The organism is Nitratireductor sp. GCM10026969, assembly GCF_042660605.1.
Lineage (GTDB): Bacteria > Pseudomonadota > Alphaproteobacteria > Rhizobiales > Rhizobiaceae > Chelativorans.
This window is the reverse complement of the sequence record NZ_JBHSUM010000020.1, coordinates 25,114-45,956: the sequence shown is the minus strand read 5'-3', so window position 1 is coordinate 45,956 and position 20,843 is coordinate 25,114. Positions and strand designations below refer to the sequence as shown.

Sequence of the window (20,843 nt, the reverse complement as noted above, 5' to 3'; positions counted from 1 at the left end):
CGGCGGGCGAGCGGCGAGGCGAAGAGGCGATTGCCGCTGTCCTTGCTCGGCGAGGCAGCCCGCGGCGCTTCGGCCTGCCCGGCGGCACCATCGGGTTTCGGCTTCGCCGGCTCGGCTGGCGTCTCTTCCTTCTGCGGCTTCTCGGCCTTTTCCTCCGGAGCCTTTGCTTGAGGGGCCGGGGTGGAGTCCACCGCCTTGGCGGCTTCGGAGACGTCCTCGCCCTCGCCGGCAAGCACGGCGATCAGCGCGTTGACCTTCACGCCCTCGGTTCCTTCCGGCACCACGAGCTTGGCGACGGTCCCCTCGTCGACGGCTTCCACTTCCATGGTCGCCTTGTCGGTCTCGATCTCGGCGATGACATCGCCGGCAGAGACGTTGTCGCCTTCCTTGACCAGCCACTTGGCAAGGTTGCCCTCCTCCATGGTCGGCGAGAGGGCAGGCATGGTGACTTGTATCGGCATGGGCTCCCTCTCCTCAGTCCCGGTAGGTGACGGCTTTCACCGCGTCGACGACCTCGGCCACGCTGGGCAGCGCGAGCTTCTCCAGGTTCGCGGCATAGGGCATCGGCACGTCCTTGCCGGCGATCGTGATCACCGGCGCGTCGAGCCAGTCGAAAGCCCGCTGCATCACCTGGGCGGCGATATGATCGCCCACGGAGGACTGGGGAAACCCTTCTTCGACGGTGACCAGCCGGTTGGTCTTCTTCACCGATTCGATCACCGTATCGAGGTCCATCGGCCGGATGGTGCGCAGATCGATGATCTCGACGTCGAGCCCCATGCCGCGCAATTCCTCTTCGGCCTTGATGACATAGGTCATGCCGATGCCGAAGGACACGATCGTCGCATCCCTGCCCTGCTTGTGGATCCGGGCCTTGCCGATCGGCAGAACGAAATCGTCGAGCTTGGGCACTTCGAAGCTCTGCCCGTAGAGGATCTCGTTTTCCAGGAAGATGACCGGGTTGGGATCGCGAATGGCTGCCTTGAGGAGGCCCTTGGCATCAGCGGCCGTATAAGGCATCACGACCTTGAGACCCGGGATGTGGCCGTACCAGGCGGCATAATCCTGGCTATGCTGGGCGGCGACGCGGGCGGCCGCGCCGTTGGGCCCGCGGAAGACGATGGGCGCGCCCATCTGGCCACCGGCCATATACAGCGTCTTGGCGGCGGAATTCACGAGTTGGTCCATCGCCTGCATGGCGAAATTGAAGGTCATGAACTCGACGACGGGCTTCAAGCCGGCAAAAGCCGCACCGATGCCGACGCCGGCAAAGCCGTGCTCGGTGATCGGCGTGTCGACCACGCGCCTTTCGCCGAATTCGCTCAAAAGCCCCTGTGTGATCTTATAGGCGCCCTCGTATTCGGCGACTTCCTCGCCCATGACGAAGACGTCCTCGTCGCGGCGCATCTCCTCGACCATGGCATCGCGCAGCGCTTCGCGCACGGTCGTCTTGACCATCTCCGTGCCTTCGGGAATGTCCGGATCGGCCGGAAGGGGCTGCGCCTCGGCCCTTGGCGCGGCGGCGGGCTTCGGCGTGTCCTCCGTCTTCTGCTCGGCGGGCTCCTCGGCCGGTGCCTGCGCCTGCGCCGGCGGCGCGCTTGCGGGCGCCTTGTCGAGGTCCTCGCTGTTTTCACCCTCGCCGAGCAGAAGCGCGATCGGCGTGTTGACCTTCACGCCTTCCGCACCTTCCTCGATGAGAATCTTGCCGATCGTTCCTTCGTCGACAGCTTCCACTTCCATGGTCGCCTTGTCGGTCTCGATCTCGGCGATCACGTCACCGGGCGCGACGGCGTCGCCTTCCTTCTTCAGCCATTTGGCGAGGTTGCCCTCCTCCATGGTCGGAGAGAGAGCGGGCATGAGAATTTCCGTGGGCATGGGCAACTCCCCCCTTAAAGCAGGATGTTGGTGTAGAGTTCGGACGTATCGGGCTCGGGATCGGCCTGCGCGAAATCGGCCGCATCGGCCACGATGTCGCGGACCTTCTTGTCCTCCGCCTTCAATTCGTCCTCGCTTGCCCACTTCTTCTCGATGAGCCGCCGCCGCACCTGCTCGATGGGATCGTGCTCGGAGCGCATCTTCTGCACTTCGTCCTTGGACCGGTATTTCGCCGGATCCGACATGGAATGCCCGCGATAGCGGTAGGTCTGCATCTCCAGGATGATTGGCCCCTTGCCCGAACGGCACCACTCGACGGCCATGTCGCCGGCCGCCTTGACCGCGCGCACATCCATGCCGTCGACCTGAATGCCGGGAATTTTGAAGGACAGGCCCCGATGCGCGAAATTCGTCTCGGCCGAGGACCGCGAGACCGATGTGCCCATGGCGTAGCGGTTGTTCTCGATGATGTAGACCACCGGCAGCTTCCACAGCGCGGCCATGTTGAAGCTTTCATAGACCTGGCCCTGATTGGCCGCGCCATCGCCAAAATAGGTCAGTGATACGTGATCGTTGCCGCGATAGCGGTTGGCCAGCGCGAGGCCGGTGCCGATCGGCACCTGCGCGCCGACGATGCCGTGGCCACCGTAGAAATGCTTCTCCTTGGAGAACATGTGCATGGAGCCGCCCTTGCCCTTGGAATAGCCGCTCCGACGCCCCGTCAGTTCGGCCATCACGCCCCGCGGGTCCATGCCGGTCGCCAGCATGTGGCCGTGATCGCGATAGCCGGTGATCACCTGATCGCCCTCCTTGAGGGCCATCTGCATCCCCACGACCACCGCTTCCTGGCCGATATAGAGGTGGCAGAAGCCACCGATCAGCCCCATGCCGTAGAGCTGGCCCGCCTTCTCCTCGAAACGGCGGATGAGCAGCATCTCGTGATAGGCGGACAGTTCCTGCTCCTTCTTGAACTCCTCCGGCTTGGGCGTCCTGACCGCCGGCGTGCCCGTCGCGGCGGCCGCGGACTTGCCGCCGCTGCGCGATTTCGCCGATGTCGATCGTGAAGAGGTTTTCCTGGCGGCTGTCGCCATCGATCACTCCCTAGAAAATGTCTCTTGGCGGACGTGCGGAACTCGGCTTTGGGCGCCATACTGCCGCAGGAAAGAGATCTAGTCCACGACAGACGATAGTCCATGTCCGAGGAGGCTCGTCAGCGGGCGGGACGCTATCACGGAGCGTCGTTTTGTGCCATTGCAATTACGCATGGCTGTTATGTCGTTTAAGGAGCTGAAATTGCTCGATGATTAAGCGATTAACTTGAAACAAGTTAATCGTCTCGATTACGAAAAATGACGATTTCATTGTCCTGGGCGAGATTGAGCGCTCGCCGCGCTTGCTCGTCCAGCATGTCCTTCTCGAGCGTGCCGTCGCTGAGCAGGCTCACGCGCTCCTCGAGCTCGCCGCGCGTCTTGCGCAGCGCCCCAAGCTCCTCCTCGAGTTTGGCGGCACGCGTCTCAAGCCTCGCCTTGGCATTGAGACCATAATCGCCGTGATAGGCATGGAAGCCGAAATAGCTCAGCACCAGGATGGCGATCGCCGGCACGATCAGCCGGCCTGTATTGCGACGTTTGTGATGACGGGTCCACATGCGGCGATATCCTTCCGCCGCATATGGCCATATCCTTGCTTAACAGAGGGTTTAGCCGCGCAAGATTCCCCGCCCCGCATAGCGCGCCTGTCGACCGAGCTCCTCCTCGATGCGGATGAGCTGGTTGTACTTGGCCAGACGGTCGGAGCGGGCAAGCGAGCCGGTCTTGATCTGCCCGCAATTGGTGGCGACGGCCAAGTCGGCGATGGTCGAATCCTCCGTCTCGCCGGAGCGGTGCGACATCACCGCGGTATAGGCGGCCTTGTGCGCGGTCTCCACCGCATCCAACGTCTCGGTCAGCGAACCGATCTGGTTCACCTTCACGAGGATGGAGTTCGCGATTCCCATCTTGATGCCGTCGTTGAGGCGGGCCGAGTTGGTGACGAACAGGTCGTCGCCGACCAGTTGCACCTTGTCGCCGATGCGCTCGGTCAGGATCTTCCAGCCTTCGAAATCGTCCTCGGCCATGCCGTCTTCGATGGAGATGATGGGATAGTCGGCGGCAAGTTTGGCGAGATACTCGGCCTGCGCCTTGCCGTCGCGCGTCTGACCCTCGCCCTCATAGACATATTTGCCGTTCTTGAAGAACTCGGTCGCCGCACAATCGAGCGCGATCGCGACGTCGTCGCCGGGCTTGTAACCGGCCTTCTCGACCGACTTCATGATGAAGTCCAGCGCTTCCTCGGCGCTTTTCAGGCCCGGCGCGAAGCCGCCCTCGTCGCCCACATTGGTGTTGTAGCCGGCCGCCTTCAGCCCTGCCTTCAGCGTGTGAAAAATCTCGGATCCCCAGCGGACAGCCTCGCGCAGGCTTTCCGCGCCCACCGGCATCACCATGAATTCCTGGAAATCAATGGGGTTGTCGGCATGCGCCCCGCCGTTGACGATGTTCATCATCGGCACGGGAAGAACATGTGCAGCCGCGCCGCCGACATAGCGATAGAGCGGCAAGTCGGCGGCTTCGGCTGCCGCCTTAGCGACGGCCAGCGAGACGCCGAGAATGGCGTTGGCGCCGAGGCGAGCCTTGTTCGGCGTGCCGTCGAGCTCGATCATGGTGTGGTCGATCTGGATCTGGTTTTCAGCTTCCATGCCGCCGACGGCCTCGAAGATCTCGCCATTGACCGCCTCGACGGCCTGGGTCACGCCCTTGCCCAGGAATCGCGGTCCCCCGTCCCTGAGCTCGACTGCTTCATGGGCACCCGTCGACGCCCCGGAAGGAACCGCCGCGCGGCCCATGGAGCCGTCCTCCAGGACGACGTCGACCTCGACGGTGGGATTGCCGCGGCTGTCGAGAATTTCACGTCCGACGATATCGACGATGGCAGTCATGGGATGTCCTCTGGCTCGAATTGGCGTGGAGACAAATCGCGCCTCTCATACCGCACGCGGCAAAAAAGACAATGCTGCGCATCCGATCGATTGGACGGCGCGGCTTACGCCCCTTTCGCGATCCGGTCGAATGCCATCAGACGCTCTAGAAGCGCCGGCATGTCCTTGAGCGGCACCATGTTCGGCCCGTCGGACGGCGCTTTGTCGGGATCCTCGTGTGTCTCGATGAAGACGCCGGCCACGCCGACCGCCACCGCCGCGCGCGCAAGCGTTTCCACGAAGCGCCGCTCGCCGCCGGTTGAACCGCCCTGCCCGCCCGGCTGCTGGACGGAATGCGTGGCGTCGAAGATCACCGGCGCGCCCATCGCCGCCATCTGCGGGAGGCCGCGCATGTCGGTGACCAGGGTGTTATAGCCGAAGGACGTGCCGCGCTCGGTCACCAGAACGTCCGCATTGCCGGAATCGGTGATCTTGGCGACGACGTTCTTCATGTCCCAGGGGGCGAGAAACTGGCCTTTCTTGACGTTCACAGGCTTGCCGGTCGCTGCCGCGGCTATCAGAAGGTCGGTCTGCCGGCACAGAAAAGCGGGGATCTGCAGGACGTCGACGGCCTCGGCCACGGCGCCGCACTGCTCCTCGGTGTGTACGTCGGTCAGCACCGGCACGCCCAATTCGCGGCGCAGATCGGCAAAGACCGGCAGCGCCGCCTCCAGCCCAGCACCGCGCTTGCCCGCAAGCGAGGTGCGGTTGGCCTTGTCGAAGCTGGTCTTGTAGACGAAGCCGATCCCGAGCTTGTCCGTCAGCTCCTTGAGCGCGCCTGCCATATCGAAGGCATGACCCCGCGATTCGAGCTGGCATGGCCCGGCGATGAGCGCCAGCGGCGCGTCGTTGGCGAAGACCGCCCTGCCTATGTCCACGCGCGGATTGGGATTCATGCCCATATCTCCTCAGGCCTTTTTCGCCTCGTCACACCAGCCGCGACTGCTCCACCGCCGCTTCGATGAAGGAGGCGAAGAGCGGATGCGGCTCGAAGGGTCGGCTCTTCAGCTCCGGATGGTACTGCACGCCGATGAACCAGGGATGGTCCGGATACTCCACCGTTTCCGGCAGCACCCCGTCGGGCGAGAGACCGGCGAAGACGAGACCGCATTCCTCGAGCTTCTCGCGATAGCCGATGTTCACCTCGTAGCGGTGGCGGTGGCGCTCGGAGATCGCCTCGGTGCCGTAGATGTCGGCGATCCTGGAGCCCGGCGCGAGACGGGCGTCATAGGCGCCCAGCCGCATCGTGCCGCCGAGGTCGCCGGCGGCTGTGCGTTTTTCCAGCATGTTGCCTTTCAGCCATTCGGTCATCAGGCCGACGATCGGCTCGTCCGTCGGGCCGAACTCGGTCGAGGACGCCTTTTCGATTCCGGCCAGAGACCGCGCCGCCTCGATACAGGCCATCTGCATGCCGAAGCAGATGCCGAAATAAGGCACCTTGCGCTCGCGTGCGAACTTGGCGGCCAGGATCTTGCCCTCCGAACCGCGCTCGCCGAAGCCGCCGGGCACCAAGATCCCGTGCACCTTTTCAAGCCACGGTGCGGGGTCTTCCTCCTCGAAGATCTCCGATTCGATCCATTCGAGATTGACGCGCACGCGATTGGCCATACCGCCGTGGGCGAGTGCCTCGTTGAGCGATTTATAGGCGTCCTTGAGGCCGGTGTACTTGCCGACCACGGCAATGGTGACCTCGCCTTCCGGGTTGTGGATGCGCTCGGCAACCTCCTGCCAACGCTCCATGCGCGGCTTGGGCGCCGGATCGATGCCGAAGGCGGCCAGCACCTCCGAATCGAGCCCCTCGCGGTGATAGGCCGTCGGCACGTCGTAAATATTCGCCACGTCGAGCGCCTGGATGACGGCCGATTCGCGCACGTTGCAGAAGAGCGAAAGCTTGCGCCGCTCCTCCGGCGGGACTTCCCGGTCGGCCCGCACGAGCAGGATGTCGGGCGCGATGCCGATCGACTGCAGTTCCTTGACCGAATGCTGCGTCGGCTTGGTCTTGAGCTCGCCAGCCGCCGGGATCCACGGCATCAGTGTGAGATGGACATAGATGGCGTTGCCGCGCGGCAGCTCGTTGCCGAGCTGGCGGATGGCTTCCAGGAAGGGCATGGCCTCGATGTCGCCGACCGTGCCGCCGATTTCGCACAGGACGAAATCGAAATCGTCATTGCCTTCGAGGATGAACTGCTTGATCTCGTCGGTGACGTGCGGGATGACCTGAACCGTCGCGCCGAGATAGTCGCCGCGCCGCTCCTTCTCGATGATGTTCTGGTAGATCCGGCCGGTGGTGATGTTGTCGTGCCGATTGGCCGAGCGCCCCGTGAAACGCTCGTAGTGCCCGAGGTCGAGGTCCGTTTCGGCCCCATCGTCGGTCACGAACACCTCGCCGTGCTGATAGGGCGACATCGTGCCCGGATCAACGTTGAGATAGGGGTCGAGCTTCCTGATGCGCACGCGGTAGCCGCGCGCCTGCAGCAACGCACCGAGTGCCGCCGCCGCTATGCCTTTGCCAAGGGAGGAAACCACGCCGCCGGTGATGAATACATATCGCGCCATGGGACTCATCGCTTAACCGGACGCGGACGATTTCGCCAGAGCAAAATTGCCCTGTCCGCTTCTTTTTTGATCGGGTCGTGGTCAGCCGCTCAGCGGCCGGCGTCGAACCGTCTTGGGGGCGGCCTATTCGCCGGTCGGCACCCGCGGCTCGGAATTGCCGGGCTGCTGGGTCGGAGAAGACTGTTCACCGGCAGGCGCGGGTTGCGCCTCGGTTCCCGTGGGTGGTGCCGGGGACTCGCCACCGCCGAGTTCGTCGAGAATGCCGGCGCCGCCACCGTCCTCCTGCTGCGTCTCGTTCGCCGGAAGGGTGTCGAAGATGTCCGTCGGTTGCCCCTGATAACGGGCAATAAGCGACAGGGCCAGCGAGGTCGCGAAAAATGCGGCCGCCAGGATTGCCGTCGTGCGGGTCAGCGCATTCGCAGCGCCCCGCGCGCTCATGAAACCGGAGCCACCGCCGATGCCGAGCCCTCCGCCCTCGGAGCGCTGCATGAGGACCGTGCCCACGAGCGCGATCACGACGAGCAAATGGATGACGATGATGATGGTTTGCATGTTTCCTTCCGGCGGTCTGTCGCGGCGCGGGCCCTTGCCTGCGGACGCGGCTCATTACACGCCTTTGGCCCCTTTTCCAAGTCCCGCTGCCAAGATAGGCGCATGTGAAGCGCATGCAAGGAGACACGTGGGCGCGATCGATCAATTTGCCCTGGTTGCCTCGCAAATGCCGAGGTAATCCGCCGCCTTCAGGCTGGCACCGCCAATCAGTGCGCCGTCTACGTTGGAGATGGAGAGCAACTCACGGGCATTGGCCGGCTTGACCGAGCCGCCGTAGAGAATTCGAACGCGGTCGCTTTGCGCACCGATCGCCCTTCCAAGTTCCGCGCGCAGATGCGCATGGGCTTCGGCAACGTCCTCTGACGTCGGCGTGAGACCGGTGCCGATCGCCCATACCGGCTCATAGGCGACGACGGTGTTTTCGGCCGTCGCCCCGGCGGGAAGAGAGCCGGCGATCTGGCGGGAAAGGACGGCCAGCGTCTCGCCGCTTTCGCGTTGTTGCCGCGTCTCGCCGATGCAGATGATCGCGACGAGCCCGGCCCGCCACGCCGCCTTCGCCTTTGCGGCCACGTCGGCGTCGCTCTCTCCATGGTCGGTGCGTCGCTCGGAATGACCGACGATCACGTGGCTCGCACCGCAATCGGCCAGCATCTCGGCGGCAATGTCGCCGGTGTGGGCACCGCTTTCTTCGGCATGGCAATCCTGACCGCCGACGAACACGGGCGTGCCGTCGAGCGTCTCGCGCGCCCTTGAAAGGAGCGTGGCCGGCACACAGATCAGGCCTTCGATGTCGGCGCCCGCAGCGGACGAGTAACCCTCCCCGATCGCCTTCAACTCACCCAGGGATGCGCCGGTGCCGTGCATTTTCCAGTTGCCGGCAATGAGGGGGCGGATGGAGGTCGTCATGGGGCTCACCGTTCCTTATCTCGTCCGTTCGATCCGTGTTCCCTACCAAAAAGGGGCCACAAAGCAATCGACAGTGGCTTTTAAGGGCGCTATTGCCACACTGGAGGCTGTTGGGACTTCGGATGGAGGCTACGCAGCCGCTGGGATAAGAATAGTTGGAAAGACAGCGAACGCATCATGCTCGACAGCCTAAGAAATGCCACAAGCACCTGGATCTCGAAACTGCTCCTCGGCCTCCTCGTCCTGAGTTTTGCCGTGTGGGGCATTTCCGGCCAGATGTTCACCGGCGCCGGCGGCGACGTGATAACGGTCGGCAATACCTCCGTTTCCGTTCTCGACTACCGGCTGGCCTATGACCGCCGGGTGGCGGAGCTGTCGCAGCAGCTCGGCACGCGGCTGACGCGCGCGCAAGCCGAGGCGTTCGGGGTCGACAATCAGGTGCTCTCGCAGCTTACCGCCGGTGCATTGCTCGACGAGACGTCCCGGAAAATGGGCCTGGGACTGTCGCAGGAGAAAGTGGCTGGACTGACGGCCGCCGATCCGGCCTTCCGCGGCGCCGACGGCCGCTTCAACCGGCAGCAGTTCGAGTTCGTGCTGAACCAGGCGGGGATGCGCCCGGAGCAATATCTGAGGAATCGCGAGCAAGCGGCGATTCGCCAGCAGATCGTCGATGCCGTCGCGGGCGACGTCTCGGTTCCCGAGACGCTTCTGACCAATGTGGCGCTCTATCGAGGCGAAAGCCGGACGATGGAATATGTCCCCCTGCCCCGCTCGCTGGTCGAGCCCATCGAACCGCCCGGCGAGGAAACGCTTGCGAACTGGTTCGAGGAGCGCCAGAGCGACTACGCCGCGCCCGAGTACCGCAAGATCAACTACGTCAAGCTGGAGCCGGAGGACATCATCGATCCGTCGGTCATTTCCGACGAGCAGGTGCGCCGCTCCTACGAGGAGAACCGGGACCGCTACACGACGGCCGAGCGCCGGACGATCGAGCAGATCGCCTTCGCCTCGGAGGAAGACGCAGCAGCGGCACTTGAGAGCATACGCACCGGGGCGACCTTCGAAGACCTCGTGGCGATGCAGAACAAGAGCATGGAGGACGTCAGTCTCGGCACCCTCACCCGCGACGGGATTGCCGACGAGGCGGTGGCCGAAGCCGCCTTCTCGCTGCCTGAAGGCAAGGTGAGCGATGTCGTCGAGGGCGCCTTCGGTCCGGTGATCCTGCGCGTCACGGAGATCACGGCGGAAGAAGCGACACCGCTTGCGGAGGTGAGCGAGGAGATCCGCCAGGAACTGGCGCTTTCGGAGGCCAGCCATCTGGTTCTGGACACCTATGAGGCTTATGAGGACGCCCGCGCCGCCGGCCAGACCATGCAGGAAGCGGCCGAAAGCCAGCAATTGGCCATGCAGACGGTCGAGGCCGTCGACAGCTCCGGCCGCAGGCCCGACGGCTCGCTTGTCCAGGATCTCCCGGCCTCGCGGCAATTGCTGAGCCAGGCTTTCGAGACCGAGGAAGGCCTGGAGAACAGGCCGATCAATCTCGGCACCAACGGCTATCTCTTCTACGAGGTCGAGGAGGTCATCCCCGCCCGCGACCGCACGCTGGACGAAGTGCGGGACGAGGTCGTGGAGGACTGGACCGACGCCGAGGCCGCGCGGCGACTGTCGGAAATGGCCGCCAGGTTCCAGAAGGACATCGAAGGCGGCAAGACGCTGGACGAGATCGCCGCCGAGATCGGCCAGGAAAAGGCAGTCAAGCGTGGCCTGAAGCGCGAGGCCGACGATGCCGATCTGGGCCGTGCCGGCGTCGCTGCCGCGTTCGGCGTACCGAAGGGCGGAACGGGCGCTTTCCCCAATCCGGCGGGCGACGGACAGTTCCTCTTCCAGGTTACGGAGGTCTTCGAGCCGGCTTCAGCTTCGCCTGAAATGGTGCCGGAAGAGGTCGCCGGCTCGATGAGACGGGCTATCTCGAACGATCTTCTCGACCAGCTCATCGCACAACTGGAGACGGAGCATGAGATCTCCGTCAATCGTGGGGCGATGCAGCAGGCGCTGAGCTTCTGAGGCTGTTCATGGACCTCAAGGCACATATCGCCAAGGTGGCCGCGGGCACGCCGCTCAGCTTTGCCGATGCGCGCGAGGCCTTCGACATCATCATGTCCGGCGAGGCGACGCCGAGCCAGATCGGCGGCTTTCTGATGGCGTTGCGCGTGCGCGGGGAGACGGTGGAGGAAATCGCCGGCGCGGTGCAGACCATGCGCGCCAAGATGCTGCCCGTCGCGGCACCGGAAGGGGCGATCGACATCGTCGGTACCGGCGGTGACGGCTCTGGCACTTACAACGTGTCCACCTGTGCTGCCTTCATCGTTGCGGGCTGTGGCGTGCCGGTGGCCAAGCACGGCAATCGCGCGCTGTCCTCGCGCTCGGGCGCTGCCGACAGCCTTGCCGCACTCGGCGTCGACATCGAAATCGGGCCTGAGCGCATCGCCGCCTGCATCGCCGAAGCCGGCGCCGGCTTCATGTTCGCCCCTGCCCACCACGCGGCCATGCGCCATGTCGGCGCTTCCCGCGTCGAGCTCGGCACGCGCACGATCTTCAACCTGCTCGGCCCGCTGTCGAACCCGGCACGCGTTAAGCGCCAGCTGATCGGCGTCTTCTCGCCGGAATGGGTGGAACCCCTCGCCCACGTCATGAAGACTCTCGGTGCCGAGAAGGCCTGGGTGGTGCATGGAGACGGGCTCGACGAAATGACCACCGCCGGGACCACGCGCGTCGCAGAGCTGGCGGACGGGGAAATCCGCAACTTCGAGGTCACGCCGGAAGAGGCCGGCCTGCCGCGGGCCGACCTGGCCGACTTGAAGGGCGGCGATGGTGAGCACAACGCCAAGGCGCTGCGCGCGGTGCTTAAGGGCGAGCGCAACGCCTACCGCGATATCGCGCTACTCAATGCCGGCGGCGCGCTTGTCGTGGCCGACAGGGCTGAGACGCTGAAGGAGGGCGTGGCGATCGCCGCCCGGGCGCTCGACGAGGGCCGTGCGCTTGCCGTTCTGGAGAAGCTCGTCGACGTGTCCAACCGGAAATCGTGAAACGGAACGAGACGCCCATGGCCGATATTCTGCGCAGGATCGAGGCGTATAAGCGCGAGGAGATCGCCGCGGCTAAGGCGGCTCTTCCCCTGGCGGAGATCGCCGCGCGCGCCCGCGATGCCGGTCCGGCGCGCGGCTTCACCGCCGCGCTGAAGGCCAAGCATGCCGAAAGCCGCCTCGCGCTCATCGCGGAGATCAAGAAGGCGAGCCCCTCCAAGGGGCTCATCCGCACCGATTTCGACCCGCAAGAATTGGCCCGCGCCTATGAGCGCGGTGGTGCCGCGTGCCTGTCGGTGCTGACGGATCGGCCTTCCTTTCAGGGTGCGCCGGAATTCCTCACCAATGCACGAGAGGCCGCCGGCCTTCCCGCGTTGCGCAAGGACTTCATGTTCGAGCCATATCAGGTCTATGAAGCCCGGGCCTGGGGGGCAGACGCGATCCTTGTCATCATGGCGAGCGTTTCGGACGACGAAGCAAAGGCGCTCGAGGAAACCGCGGGCGAGCTCGGCATGGATGTGCTCGTCGAAGTGCATGACGAGGCAGAGCTCGAACGCGCGCTTCAGCTTTCCTCGCCGCTCATCGGTATCAATAATCGCGACCTGAGGACGTTCGAGACGAGGCTTGAGACCTGCGAGAGACTGGCGCCGCAGGTGCCGTCCGGTCGCATCATCATCGGCGAGAGCGGGATCTTCACCCATGAGGATTGCCGCCGGCTGGCAAAGTCGGGTATCGAAAGCTTCCTCGTCGGTGAAAGCCTGATGCGCCAGGAGGATGTCGCGATGGCCACAAGCGCCCTGCTCGGACTCGGAGCGGATATGCAGGCGGCCGGTTGAAATGGCGGAAACGGAGAAGCACGACCTCACCCACCTCGCCACCGACGGGCGCGCCGAGATGGTTGATGTCGGCGCAAAGCAGGACACGCAACGCACGGCGGTGGCAGTGGGCGCGGTGACCATGGCCCCGGAGACGCTGCGCGCCATCCAGGAAGGAAACGCCAAGAAGGGCGACGTCATCGCGGTGGCGCGGCTTGCCGGCATCATGGCGGCTAAGAAGACTCACGACCTCATCCCGCTGTGCCATCCGCTGGCGCTGACCAAGATCGCCGTGGAGATTGCGCCGGACGAGGCGCTCCCCGGGCTGCGGGTCGAGGCGACGGCCGCGCTGACGGGCAAGACCGGCGTGGAGATGGAGGCGCTCACGGCCGTTTCCGTCGCCTGCCTGACCATCTACGACATGGCCAAGGCGCTGGACAAGAACATGGTCATCGGCGCCGTGCGGCTGAAGGAAAAGGCGGGCGGCAGATCGGGTGACTGGCGCATGGACGAGGCCGGCGATGGCACTGCTTCCGGTTGACGAGGCACTCGAACGCATTCTGGAGGGTGTAGAGCCGCTTGCAGCCGAGAAAGTACCGCTAAATTCAGCGGCCGGGCGTATTCTAGCCGCCCCCGTGGAAGCCCGGTGCACCCAGCCCCCCTTCGATGCCTCGGCCATGGACGGCTATGCCGTTCGCGCTACCGACGTGGCCACCGTTCCCGCGCAACTCACAGTGATCGGCGAATCGGCGGCGGGCCGGCGATTTTCCGGAACGGTCGGTCATGGCGAGGCGGTGCGCATCTTCACCGGCGCGCCGGTGCCGCCCGGCGCCGACACCATTCTCATCCAAGAAAACGCCCGCCTTGTCGCCGAGGGGCGGATCGAAGCGGTCGAAACGGTGGCGGAAGGCTGCCACATCCGGCGCGCGGGGCTCGATTTCTTCGACGGCGCGACCGTTCTGGACGTCGGCCGCTCGCTCGATCCGCCAGCCCTGTCGCTGGCGGCCGCAGCGGGGCATCCGGAACTTGCCGTGGTCGGCCGACCGCTTGTCGCGATCATCGCGACAGGCGACGAACTCGTGCCGCCGGGAACCACTCCCGGACCCGACCAGATCGTCGCCTCGAACAGTTTCGGCATCGCTGCCCTGGCCGGTCAGGACGGGGCCGACATTCTCAACCTCGGCATCGTGCCCGACGACCGCGCGATGATTGCCGATGCGCTTTCCCGGGCGCTTTCGGCCGATGCGGACCTCATCGTGACGCTCGGCGGGGTCTCCGTGGGTGCGCACGACCTCGTGCGCGAGGTGCTGACGGCACAAGGTCTGGAACTCGCCTTCTGGAGGATCGCCATGCGGCCCGGCAAGCCGCTGATATTCGGCCGCCTGCAGGGAAGCCGCGTCCTGGGCCTGCCCGGCAATCCCGTCTCCAGCCTCGTCTGCGCGCATCTCTTCCTGCGCCCGCTCATCGCCGCCCTTTCCGGCCGCTCCTTCGCACCGGATCTGCGTGCGGCCGAGTTGGCCGCGCCGATGAAGGCAAACGATGAGCGCCGCGATTATGTGCGCGCGCGCGCCGAGAACGGTCCGCGCGGGCTCGTTGCCACGCCTTTCACGGTTCAGGATTCCTCCATGCTGACCACGCTTGCCGACGCCAACGCGCTCATTCTGCGTGAGCCCGGCGCCTGCGCGAGCGAGGCGGGTGAGCCCTGCCAGGTTCTGATGCTGCGTTAACCGGAAGGTAACGCTGATTTTTCACTCTTGCGGAACACAACTGGAACGTCTACCTTATGTTCTGGTTTTGTTTATGTTGATTCCCGGGGTGGAACCGATGCTAACGCGCAAACAGCACGAGCTGCTGCTTTTCATTCACAACCGTCTCAAGGAGACGGGCATCCCTCCTTCCTTCGACGAGATGAAGGAGGCGCTGGACCTTGCCTCGAAGTCGGGCATTCATCGGCTGATCACCGCCCTGGAGGAGCGCGGTTTCATCCGCCGCCTCCCCAATCGCGCACGCGCGATGGAGGTCTTGCGCCTGCCCGAGTCGATCGCCCCGGGCCTCGGCGGACAGCGAACGTTCTCGCCCAGCGTCATCGAAGGTGGCCAGAGCCGCAACGCCCCGGCGCCCACCAAGCCGGCCGCCGACAATGACGAGGACGGCGTGAGCGTCGTTTCGGTTCCCGTCATGGGGCGCATCGCCGCCGGCGTCCCCATCGAGGCCATTCAGCATCAGACGCATTCGGTGGGAGTTCCGCCCGACATGCTGTCGGGCGGGGAACACTATGCACTGGAGGTCAAGGGCGATTCGATGATCGAGGCCGGCATCTTCGACGGCGATACGGTGATCATCCGGGAGACGCAGACGGCCAATCCGGGCGAGATCGTGGTGGCCCTCGTCGACGAGGAGGAAGCCACGCTCAAGCGCTTCCGCCGCAAGGGTGCGTCCATCGCGCTGGAAGCGGCCAATCCCGCCTACGAGACCCGCATTTTCGGTCCCGACCGGGTGAAGGTGCAGGGCCGGCTGGTCGGCCTCATCCGGCGCTATTGAGGCGGACGACCGTCTTCAGCGATGTGGGGGCAGCCCCCGGGCGGCCCGCGACCAGGCACGGTGAGCGTGCCATGGCCGCCATGGCTTGGTGATTGCGAAGGTTATCCGCGCTTTCCCGCTGCCTTCCGCGCTCGGATTTTCCTCGAAGAAGATCGCTGCACTGCCGTAATGCGCCAGATCGCGCTTGGTGACGAGGGTGGCGGCTGGTGCCGGGCCGCAAGGAACAGTCGTCACGGCATCATCGAGAACGACAAGGTCGGCGCCGGCACAGGCCGCACGGGCGGCCTTGGGGGTTGCGGCATGGGCTACCAGGGCATCGCTTTCGTGGCGGGCGAGGCACAGGTCTTCACTGCAATGAAACCTCGTCTTCTCCGCGTTTGGCGGCTGCGGCGCACCCGTCTCTACATTCGTCGGCTTCACGACGGTTCCAGCCGCCAGTGCCCGCGTCCAGTCGTCCATGGTGAAGCCGTTCGGGCGGGTGCGGTTCACGGCGAGCGAGGCGCTTTCTCCAGACAGACCGACGAGCGTTGCATCTTCCGTAACCACGACGTCCGGCAGTTGCCGCATGGCGAGAAAAACCACGCCGGCGGCGGCGAGCGGCAGCGCCAGCAGGCGCAGCCATGTGGTCGAGACCACCAGGACAAGCAGCGCACCGGTAAAGGAAAGCATGGCCGTGAGCGGGATGAGACCGACGGCGTCCACAGGCGAATGGGTCGAAAACCACTCGGCGATGGCCACCACGGCGGCGATCGCCTGTCCCATCGCTTTTAGGAATATCCCATCGAGCCCGAAGGGCATGGACAGTATCGCCAGCACCGCGGCGGGCATGGCGAAGACGGATACGATCGGCATCGCCGTCAGATTGGCTGGCAGTGCCAGCGGGGTCACGCGCTGGAAATGCCAGACGCCGTAGATCGCGGTGGCCGTACCGGCGATGAGCGAGGTAGCCGACAGGCCGACGAGGAAGACCAGGCCGTAGCGCGTCAGCCGCCAAGGGAGGCTTCCCTCCGGCGGCGGCCTGCGCGTGGCGCGCTGCTGGCGCCAGTGATTCCAGGCCGCGTAGCCGGCTACCAGAGCCGCCGTCGCGGCAAAGGACATCTGGAAACTGGGCCCGACGACCACGTGCGGCGACCACGCCACGATGACGAGCGCGGCGATCGCCACGTTGCGCATCGTGATGGCGGCGCGGTCGCAAATGAGGGCGGCCAGCATCACGGCGAGCATGACGTAGCTGCGCTGCGCCGCCACCGCCGCTCCGGATATGCACAGATAGAGCGTGCACATGACCAGGGCCGCCGCCGCGGCGTATTTCTTGACCGGTACGCGAGAGGAAAATCCGGGGAACAGAGCGGAGACGGCGCGCACCATAACCATAACGGTCGCCGCCACGAGCGCCATGTGCAGGCCCGAAATGGCCAGGATATGCGCCAGGCCGGCGCGGCGCAGCCATTCGTTGATCTCTTCGGGAATGCCGGCGCGGAACCCGGTGATGACCGCCACTGCGATTTCACCCTCCGGTCCACCGATCCGGCTGCGGATGCGTTCGGCAAGCGCGCCGCGCATCCGTTCCAGCCAGCGTGCCGGATAGCTCAAGAGCGGTGCCGGCGTATCCAGTGTGACACGCTCCGGCCCGGACATGAAAAAGCCGACTGCCCCCCGCCCGGCGAAGTAGCTCGTGAACGAGAAATCATAGGCCCCGGGCCGGACCGGCCCCGAAGGCGACATCAGCCGCACCAGGCCGTAGACGCCGTCTCCCGGGCGGAGATCCGCGGGCACATCACGCGCAGTCAGCCGCACACGGTCCGGCGGATAGGATAGATGCGGACGCTCCGTTTCCAGAATGTCGATGGTGAGCCTGATCCGGCCGTCGGCCCGCCGTTCCTGCTGGACAAGGCGCCCGGTAATACGCGTGGTGACGTCGGACCCCACCATCGGCGTCGATGCGCGCAGCGTCTCCAGCTTCGCGGCGCCAACACCGACGGTAAAGACGAGAACGGCCGCGAGCGGGGTCGACAGGAGAAGTTTGCGCCGTGACAGCCAGGTCAGCAGGGTCAAAAACGCAATCGTCAGCACAAGCGCCCCGGTCCCCGGCTCACGTGGCAGAGCGAAATAGACCGCAGCGCCGCCAGCCAGCAGCACGGGCAGGCACAGAAACCCTGCCCCGCGAGCGGCGTCTCTTGAGAACTCACGTAAAAGATAAAATGCAAGAAGCTGTTTTATCTGGACAAGAGATTGCTTAATCGAGGCAATGCGTGGCCGTGGGTCCAGCTCGGTACGTCGCTCGTCCACAAGCGGAAAAGTGCCGCCGGAAGACTCCGCCTCGGCCGGCCGGAAGTGCGCCCGCTCGCCTTGCGCCGTCTCCGCGCTTTCGCCCCCCATGCCCGGCCCCTTCCACAGGCGCTTGCACCCCAGACTGCCTATGCTACATGACGGGCGAAAGATTTTCACCCCGCTTGCACGGCACTGGCGCCCGCGCAAAAGCCCTCCGGAAGAAAAATGTCGAAACCCGTCATCACCCGTTTTGCGCCCTCGCCCACCGGCTTCCTGCATATCGGCGGTGCGCGCACGGCCCTTTTCAACTGGCTCTATGCCCGGCACACGGGCGGCAAGATGCTGCTGCGCATCGAAGACACCGACCGCCAGCGCTCGACGCCGGAAGCGACGGAGGCGATCCTCGACGGGCTGAGGTGGCTCGGGCTTGAATGGGAGGGAGAGCCCGTCTCCCAGTACGCCCGTGCCGACCGGCATCGGGCGGTGGCGGAGGAGCTCGTCGCCAGGGGCGAAGCCTATCATTGCTACGCCTCGCGCGAGGAGGTCGTGGCGATGCGGGAGAAAGCGCGTGCCGAAGGCCGGCCGCCGCGCTACGACGGCACGTGGCGCGATCGGGATCCCGGCGAGGCGCCGGCCGGGATCAAGCCCGTCATCCGCATCAAGGCACCGCGCGAGGGCGAAACCGTCATAAATGACCGTGTGCAGGGCGAGGTCCGTTTCCCCAACAAGGACCTCGATGATTTCATCATCCTGCGTTCCGACGGTTCCCCCACCTATATGCATGCGGTCGTGGTGGACGATCATGACATGGGCGTCACCCACATCATCCGCGGCGACGACCACCTGACCAACGCCGCGCGCCAAAGCCTGATCTACCGTGCCATGGGGTGGGAGGTGCCTGTCATGGCGCATGTGCCGCTGATCCACGGGCCCGACGGGGCGAAGCTTTCCAAGCGGCACGGCGCCCTGGGTGTCGAGGCCTATCGCGCGATGGGCTATCTGCCCGCAGCGCTGCGCAACTATCTGGCCCGGCTCGGCTGGAGCCACGGCGATGACGAGGTGATGTCCAGCGAAGAGATGATCGAATGGTTCGAGATCGAGGACATCAACCGCGGTGCGGCCCGCTTCGATTTCCAGAAGCTGGAGGCACTAAACGGCATCCATATGCGGCAGATGGATGATGACGCGTTGCTCGACATTTTCATCGACGCCCTGCCCCATCTGGAAGGCGGCGAAATACTGCGCGCCCGGCTCGACGATGCACGCAAGGCGCAGCTGCGCGACGCCATGCCCGGACTCAAGGAACGGGCAAAGACATTGGTGGAACTGGCTGATGGCGCCGGGTTTCTTTTTGCCGAGCGGCCCCTGGCGCCGGACGAGAAAGCCGCCGCCCTGCTTGACGACGATGCCCGCAATATGCTCGCCGACCTGGCCGACCGGTTCGCAGCGGTGCCGGACTGGTCGGCACCGGCGCTTGAAACGGTCGTACGCGATTTCGCGCAGGAGACGGGGCGCAAACTCGGAAAAGTGGCGCAGCCACTGCGTGCTGCGCTGACGGGCCGTACCACCTCGCCGGGAATTTTCGATGTGCTGGCGGTTCTCGGGCGCGAGGAGGCCCTGGGACGCATCCGCGACCAGGCCGGCGGCTGACGGCATAAGAACGTATGTTGCAGCGCAACACCCATCCCTGTCAAGCTTGGCACGGGTGGGCAAATGCGCTAGCTACATGCCACGCTTGTGGCGAAATAACCACTCCGGGTGGGCAACTTCCCGCACCCCGAATTTCATGAACAGAGAGGTGACCGCGATGACCAACTCGACTGCGAAACTGGAATTTGGCGGTGACAACCGGGAATACGAAATCCACAAGGGCACCGTGGGACCGGACGTGATCGATATCGGTTCCCTCTACAAGGATACCGGGATGTTCACCTACGATCCCGGCTTCACCTCCACGGCCAGCTGCGAGTCCAAGATCACCTATATCGACGGTGATGAAGGCGTGCTGCTGCATCGCGGCTATCCCATCGACCAGTTGGCAGAGCAAGGCGACTTTCTCGAGGTCTGCTACCTGCTTCTTTACGGCGAGCTGCCGACCAGGACGCAGAAGGAGGATTTCGACTACCGCGTGACGCGGCATACCATGCTGCACGAGCAGATGTCGCGCTTCTTCACCGGCTTTCGCCGCGACGCCCACCCGATGGCCGTCATGTGCGGAATGGTCGGGGCGCTGTCCGCCTTCTACCACGATTCCACGGATATCTCCGATCCGCGGCAGCGCATGATCGCCTCCATCCGCATGATCGCGAAGATGCCGACGATCGCGGCCATGGCTTACAAATACCATATCGGCCAGCCCTTCGTTTATCCGCGCAACGAGCTTTCCTACGCGGCCAACTTCCTGCACATGTGCTTTGCGGTGCCGTGCGAAGACTACAAGGTCAATCCTGTTTTGGCGCGCGCCATGGAGCGCATCTTCATCCTGCATGCCGACCACGAGCAGAACGCCTCGACCTCCACGGTGCGGCTTGCCGGCTCCTCCGGAGCCAACCCCTTCGCCTGCATCGCCGCCGGCATCGCCTGTCTCTGGGGTCCGGCCCACGGCGGCGCGAACGAGGCCGCGCTCAACATGCTGTCGGAAATCGGCAGCGTGGACCGCATCCCCGAATATATCGAGCGCGCCAAGGACAAGGACGACCCGTTCCGCCTGATGGGCTTCGGACACCGGGTCTACAAAAACTACGATCCGCGTGCCAAGATCATGCAGAAGACCTGTCACGAGGTGCTGCAGGAACTCGGTATCAAGGACGACGCTCAGCTCGACATCGCCATCGAGCTGGAACGCATCGCGCTCACGGACGACTACTTCATCGAAAAGAAGCTCTACCCGAACATCGACTTCTATTCCGGCATCACGCTGAAGGCCTTGGGCTTCCCCACCACCATGTTCACGGTGCTCTTCGCACTTGCCCGCACGGTCGGCTGGATCGCCCAGTGGAAGGAGATGATCGAGGACCCGAACCAGAAGATCGGCCGTCCCCGCCAGCTCTACACGGGGGCCACCCAGCGCGATTACGTGCCGATGGAGCGGCGCTAAGCAAACGTCGACGGTTTCAGGCGGGGCCCTATGGGGTCCCGTCGTGCTTTCCAAGGACCGCTTTCGATCCGATAAGCCTGCCTTGAAGGCCTGCGCGAATGTATCCGGGGGATTTGAAAGCTCCGCGCTTTCCG

Annotated in this window: 18 protein-coding genes; 8 read left to right on the top strand and 10 right to left on the bottom strand. The window is 64.8% G+C overall.

Features of this window, described 5'->3' with window-relative positions; genetic code table 11:
* The 9 genes from ACFP9U_RS07290 to tpiA form a co-directional block, all read right to left on the bottom strand.
* On the bottom strand, positions 1-461 hold a 461-nt coding region (locus ACFP9U_RS07290; protein WP_378620171.1), incomplete at its 3' end, for a biotin/lipoyl-containing protein.
* A 13-nt stretch (positions 462-474) separates the two neighbouring features.
* Positions 475-1,875: a pyruvate dehydrogenase complex E1 component subunit beta gene (locus ACFP9U_RS07285; protein ID WP_378620170.1), complete on the bottom strand. Its 1,401-nt coding sequence runs from the start codon at positions 1,873-1,875 to the stop codon at positions 475-477.
* Positions 1,876-1,889: 14 nt separating this feature from the next.
* Positions 1,890-2,966, bottom strand: coding sequence for a pyruvate dehydrogenase (acetyl-transferring) E1 component subunit alpha (gene pdhA, locus ACFP9U_RS07280; protein WP_378620169.1), 1,077 nt, complete (start codon positions 2,964-2,966; stop codon positions 1,890-1,892).
* Between the two features lie 236 nt (positions 2,967-3,202).
* Positions 3,203-3,523 carry an FtsB family cell division protein gene (locus tag ACFP9U_RS07275; protein ID WP_378620168.1) on the bottom strand — a complete coding sequence of 107 codons (321 nt, stop codon included), beginning with the start codon at positions 3,521-3,523 and terminating at the stop codon, positions 3,203-3,205.
* A 51-nt stretch (positions 3,524-3,574) separates the two neighbouring features.
* A complete protein-coding gene (gene eno, locus ACFP9U_RS07270; protein ID WP_378620167.1) occupies positions 3,575-4,849 on the bottom strand; it encodes a phosphopyruvate hydratase in 1,275 nt (424 codons plus the stop codon).
* Between the two features lie 104 nt (positions 4,850-4,953).
* A complete protein-coding gene (gene kdsA, locus ACFP9U_RS07265; protein WP_378620166.1) occupies positions 4,954-5,784 on the bottom strand; it encodes a 3-deoxy-8-phosphooctulonate synthase in 831 nt (276 codons plus the stop codon).
* A 31-nt stretch (positions 5,785-5,815) separates the two neighbouring features.
* The gene (locus tag ACFP9U_RS07260) at positions 5,816-7,444 is read right to left on the bottom strand and encodes a CTP synthase (protein WP_378620165.1); all 1,629 of its coding nucleotides are present in this window, start codon (positions 7,442-7,444) and stop codon (positions 5,816-5,818) included.
* Between the two features lie 123 nt (positions 7,445-7,567).
* Positions 7,568-7,996: a preprotein translocase subunit SecG gene (gene secG / locus ACFP9U_RS07255; protein ID WP_378620164.1), complete on the bottom strand. Its 429-nt coding sequence runs from the start codon at positions 7,994-7,996 to the stop codon at positions 7,568-7,570.
* Between the two features lie 141 nt (positions 7,997-8,137).
* Positions 8,138-8,902: a triose-phosphate isomerase gene (gene tpiA, locus ACFP9U_RS07250; protein WP_378620162.1), complete on the bottom strand. Its 765-nt coding sequence runs from the start codon at positions 8,900-8,902 to the stop codon at positions 8,138-8,140.
* A gap of 177 nt (positions 8,903-9,079) precedes the next feature.
* Here tpiA and ACFP9U_RS07245 point away from each other — a divergent pair, with 177 nt between their 5' ends.
* From ACFP9U_RS07245 to lexA, 6 genes are all read left to right on the top strand, one after another.
* Positions 9,080-10,966, top strand: a complete 1,887-nt coding sequence (locus tag ACFP9U_RS07245) for a SurA N-terminal domain-containing protein (RefSeq protein ID WP_378620161.1) — start codon at positions 9,080-9,082, stop codon at positions 10,964-10,966.
* Positions 10,967-10,974: 8 nt separating this feature from the next.
* The gene (gene trpD, locus ACFP9U_RS07240) at positions 10,975-11,988 is read left to right on the top strand and encodes an anthranilate phosphoribosyltransferase (RefSeq protein ID WP_378620159.1); all 1,014 of its coding nucleotides are present in this window, start codon (positions 10,975-10,977) and stop codon (positions 11,986-11,988) included.
* A gap of 17 nt (positions 11,989-12,005) precedes the next feature.
* Positions 12,006-12,821 carry an indole-3-glycerol phosphate synthase TrpC gene (gene trpC, locus ACFP9U_RS07235; protein WP_378620157.1) on the top strand — a complete coding sequence of 272 codons (816 nt, stop codon included), beginning with the start codon at positions 12,006-12,008 and terminating at the stop codon, positions 12,819-12,821.
* A gap of 1 nt (position 12,822) precedes the next feature.
* Positions 12,823-13,341, top strand: coding sequence for a cyclic pyranopterin monophosphate synthase MoaC (gene moaC, locus ACFP9U_RS07230; RefSeq protein ID WP_378620156.1), 519 nt, complete (start codon positions 12,823-12,825; stop codon positions 13,339-13,341).
* Entirely contained in the window at positions 13,322-14,527 is a 1,206-nt protein-coding gene (gene glp, locus ACFP9U_RS07225) for a gephyrin-like molybdotransferase Glp (protein ID WP_378620153.1), read from the top strand. Before moaC ends, glp begins: the two co-directional genes overlap by 20 nt.
* Before the next feature lie 97 nt (positions 14,528-14,624).
* The gene (gene lexA, locus ACFP9U_RS07220; protein WP_322451596.1) at positions 14,625-15,341 is read left to right on the top strand and encodes a transcriptional repressor LexA; all 717 of its coding nucleotides are present in this window, start codon (positions 14,625-14,627) and stop codon (positions 15,339-15,341) included.
* A 15-nt stretch (positions 15,342-15,356) separates the two neighbouring features.
* On the opposite strand, the gene ACFP9U_RS07215 is transcribed toward lexA, so the two are convergent.
* Complete coding sequence (locus ACFP9U_RS07215; protein WP_378620151.1) at positions 15,357-17,720, bottom strand: ComEC/Rec2 family competence protein; 2,364 nt, start codon at positions 17,718-17,720, stop codon at positions 15,357-15,359.
* 117 nt (positions 17,721-17,837) lie between these two features.
* Here ACFP9U_RS07215 and gltX point away from each other — a divergent pair, with 117 nt between their 5' ends.
* Together gltX and gltA are read left to right on the top strand one after the other, a co-directional pair.
* Complete coding sequence (gene gltX, locus ACFP9U_RS07210) at positions 17,838-19,262, top strand: glutamate--tRNA ligase (RefSeq protein WP_378620150.1); 1,425 nt, start codon at positions 17,838-17,840, stop codon at positions 19,260-19,262.
* Between the two features lie 157 nt (positions 19,263-19,419).
* Positions 19,420-20,709, top strand: a complete 1,290-nt coding sequence (gltA, locus tag ACFP9U_RS07205) for a citrate synthase (protein WP_378620148.1) — start codon at positions 19,420-19,422, stop codon at positions 20,707-20,709.
* Positions 20,710-20,843: the final 134 nt, after the last annotated feature.

What these genes read in the sequence shown, in the direction of transcription:
- ACFP9U_RS07285 (WP_378620170.1), bottom strand. Translation starts at nt 1,875, where the DNA reads ATGCCCACGGAAATTCTCATGCCCGCTCTCTCTCCGACCATGGAGGAG.
- pdhA (WP_378620169.1), bottom strand. Translation starts at nt 2,966, where the DNA reads ATGGCGACAGCCGCCAGGAAAACCTCTTCACGATCGACATCGGCGAAA.
- ACFP9U_RS07275 (WP_378620168.1), bottom strand. Translation starts at nt 3,523, where the DNA reads ATGTGGACCCGTCATCACAAACGTCGCAATACAGGCCGGCTGATCGTG.
- eno (WP_378620167.1), bottom strand. Translation starts at nt 4,849, where the DNA reads ATGACTGCCATCGTCGATATCGTCGGACGTGAAATTCTCGACAGCCGC.
- kdsA (WP_378620166.1), bottom strand. Translation starts at nt 5,784, where the DNA reads ATGAATCCCAATCCGCGCGTGGACATAGGCAGGGCGGTCTTCGCCAAC.
- ACFP9U_RS07260 (WP_378620165.1), bottom strand. Translation starts at nt 7,444, where the DNA reads ATGGCGCGATATGTATTCATCACCGGCGGCGTGGTTTCCTCCCTTGGC.
- secG (WP_378620164.1), bottom strand. Translation starts at nt 7,996, where the DNA reads ATGCAAACCATCATCATCGTCATCCATTTGCTCGTCGTGATCGCGCTC.
- tpiA (WP_378620162.1), bottom strand. Translation starts at nt 8,902, where the DNA reads ATGACGACCTCCATCCGCCCCCTCATTGCCGGCAACTGGAAAATGCAC.
- ACFP9U_RS07245 (WP_378620161.1), top strand. Translation starts at nt 9,080, where the DNA reads ATGCTCGACAGCCTAAGAAATGCCACAAGCACCTGGATCTCGAAACTG.
- trpD (WP_378620159.1), top strand. Translation starts at nt 10,975, where the DNA reads ATGGACCTCAAGGCACATATCGCCAAGGTGGCCGCGGGCACGCCGCTC.
- trpC (WP_378620157.1), top strand. Translation starts at nt 12,006, where the DNA reads ATGGCCGATATTCTGCGCAGGATCGAGGCGTATAAGCGCGAGGAGATC.
- moaC (WP_378620156.1), top strand. Translation starts at nt 12,823, where the DNA reads ATGGCGGAAACGGAGAAGCACGACCTCACCCACCTCGCCACCGACGGG.
- glp (WP_378620153.1), top strand. Translation starts at nt 13,322, where the DNA reads ATGGCACTGCTTCCGGTTGACGAGGCACTCGAACGCATTCTGGAGGGT.
- lexA (WP_322451596.1), top strand. Translation starts at nt 14,625, where the DNA reads ATGCTAACGCGCAAACAGCACGAGCTGCTGCTTTTCATTCACAACCGT.
- ACFP9U_RS07215 (WP_378620151.1), bottom strand. Translation starts at nt 17,720, where the DNA reads ATGGGGGGCGAAAGCGCGGAGACGGCGCAAGGCGAGCGGGCGCACTTC.
- gltX (WP_378620150.1), top strand. Translation starts at nt 17,838, where the DNA reads ATGTCGAAACCCGTCATCACCCGTTTTGCGCCCTCGCCCACCGGCTTC.
- gltA (WP_378620148.1), top strand. Translation starts at nt 19,420, where the DNA reads ATGACCAACTCGACTGCGAAACTGGAATTTGGCGGTGACAACCGGGAA.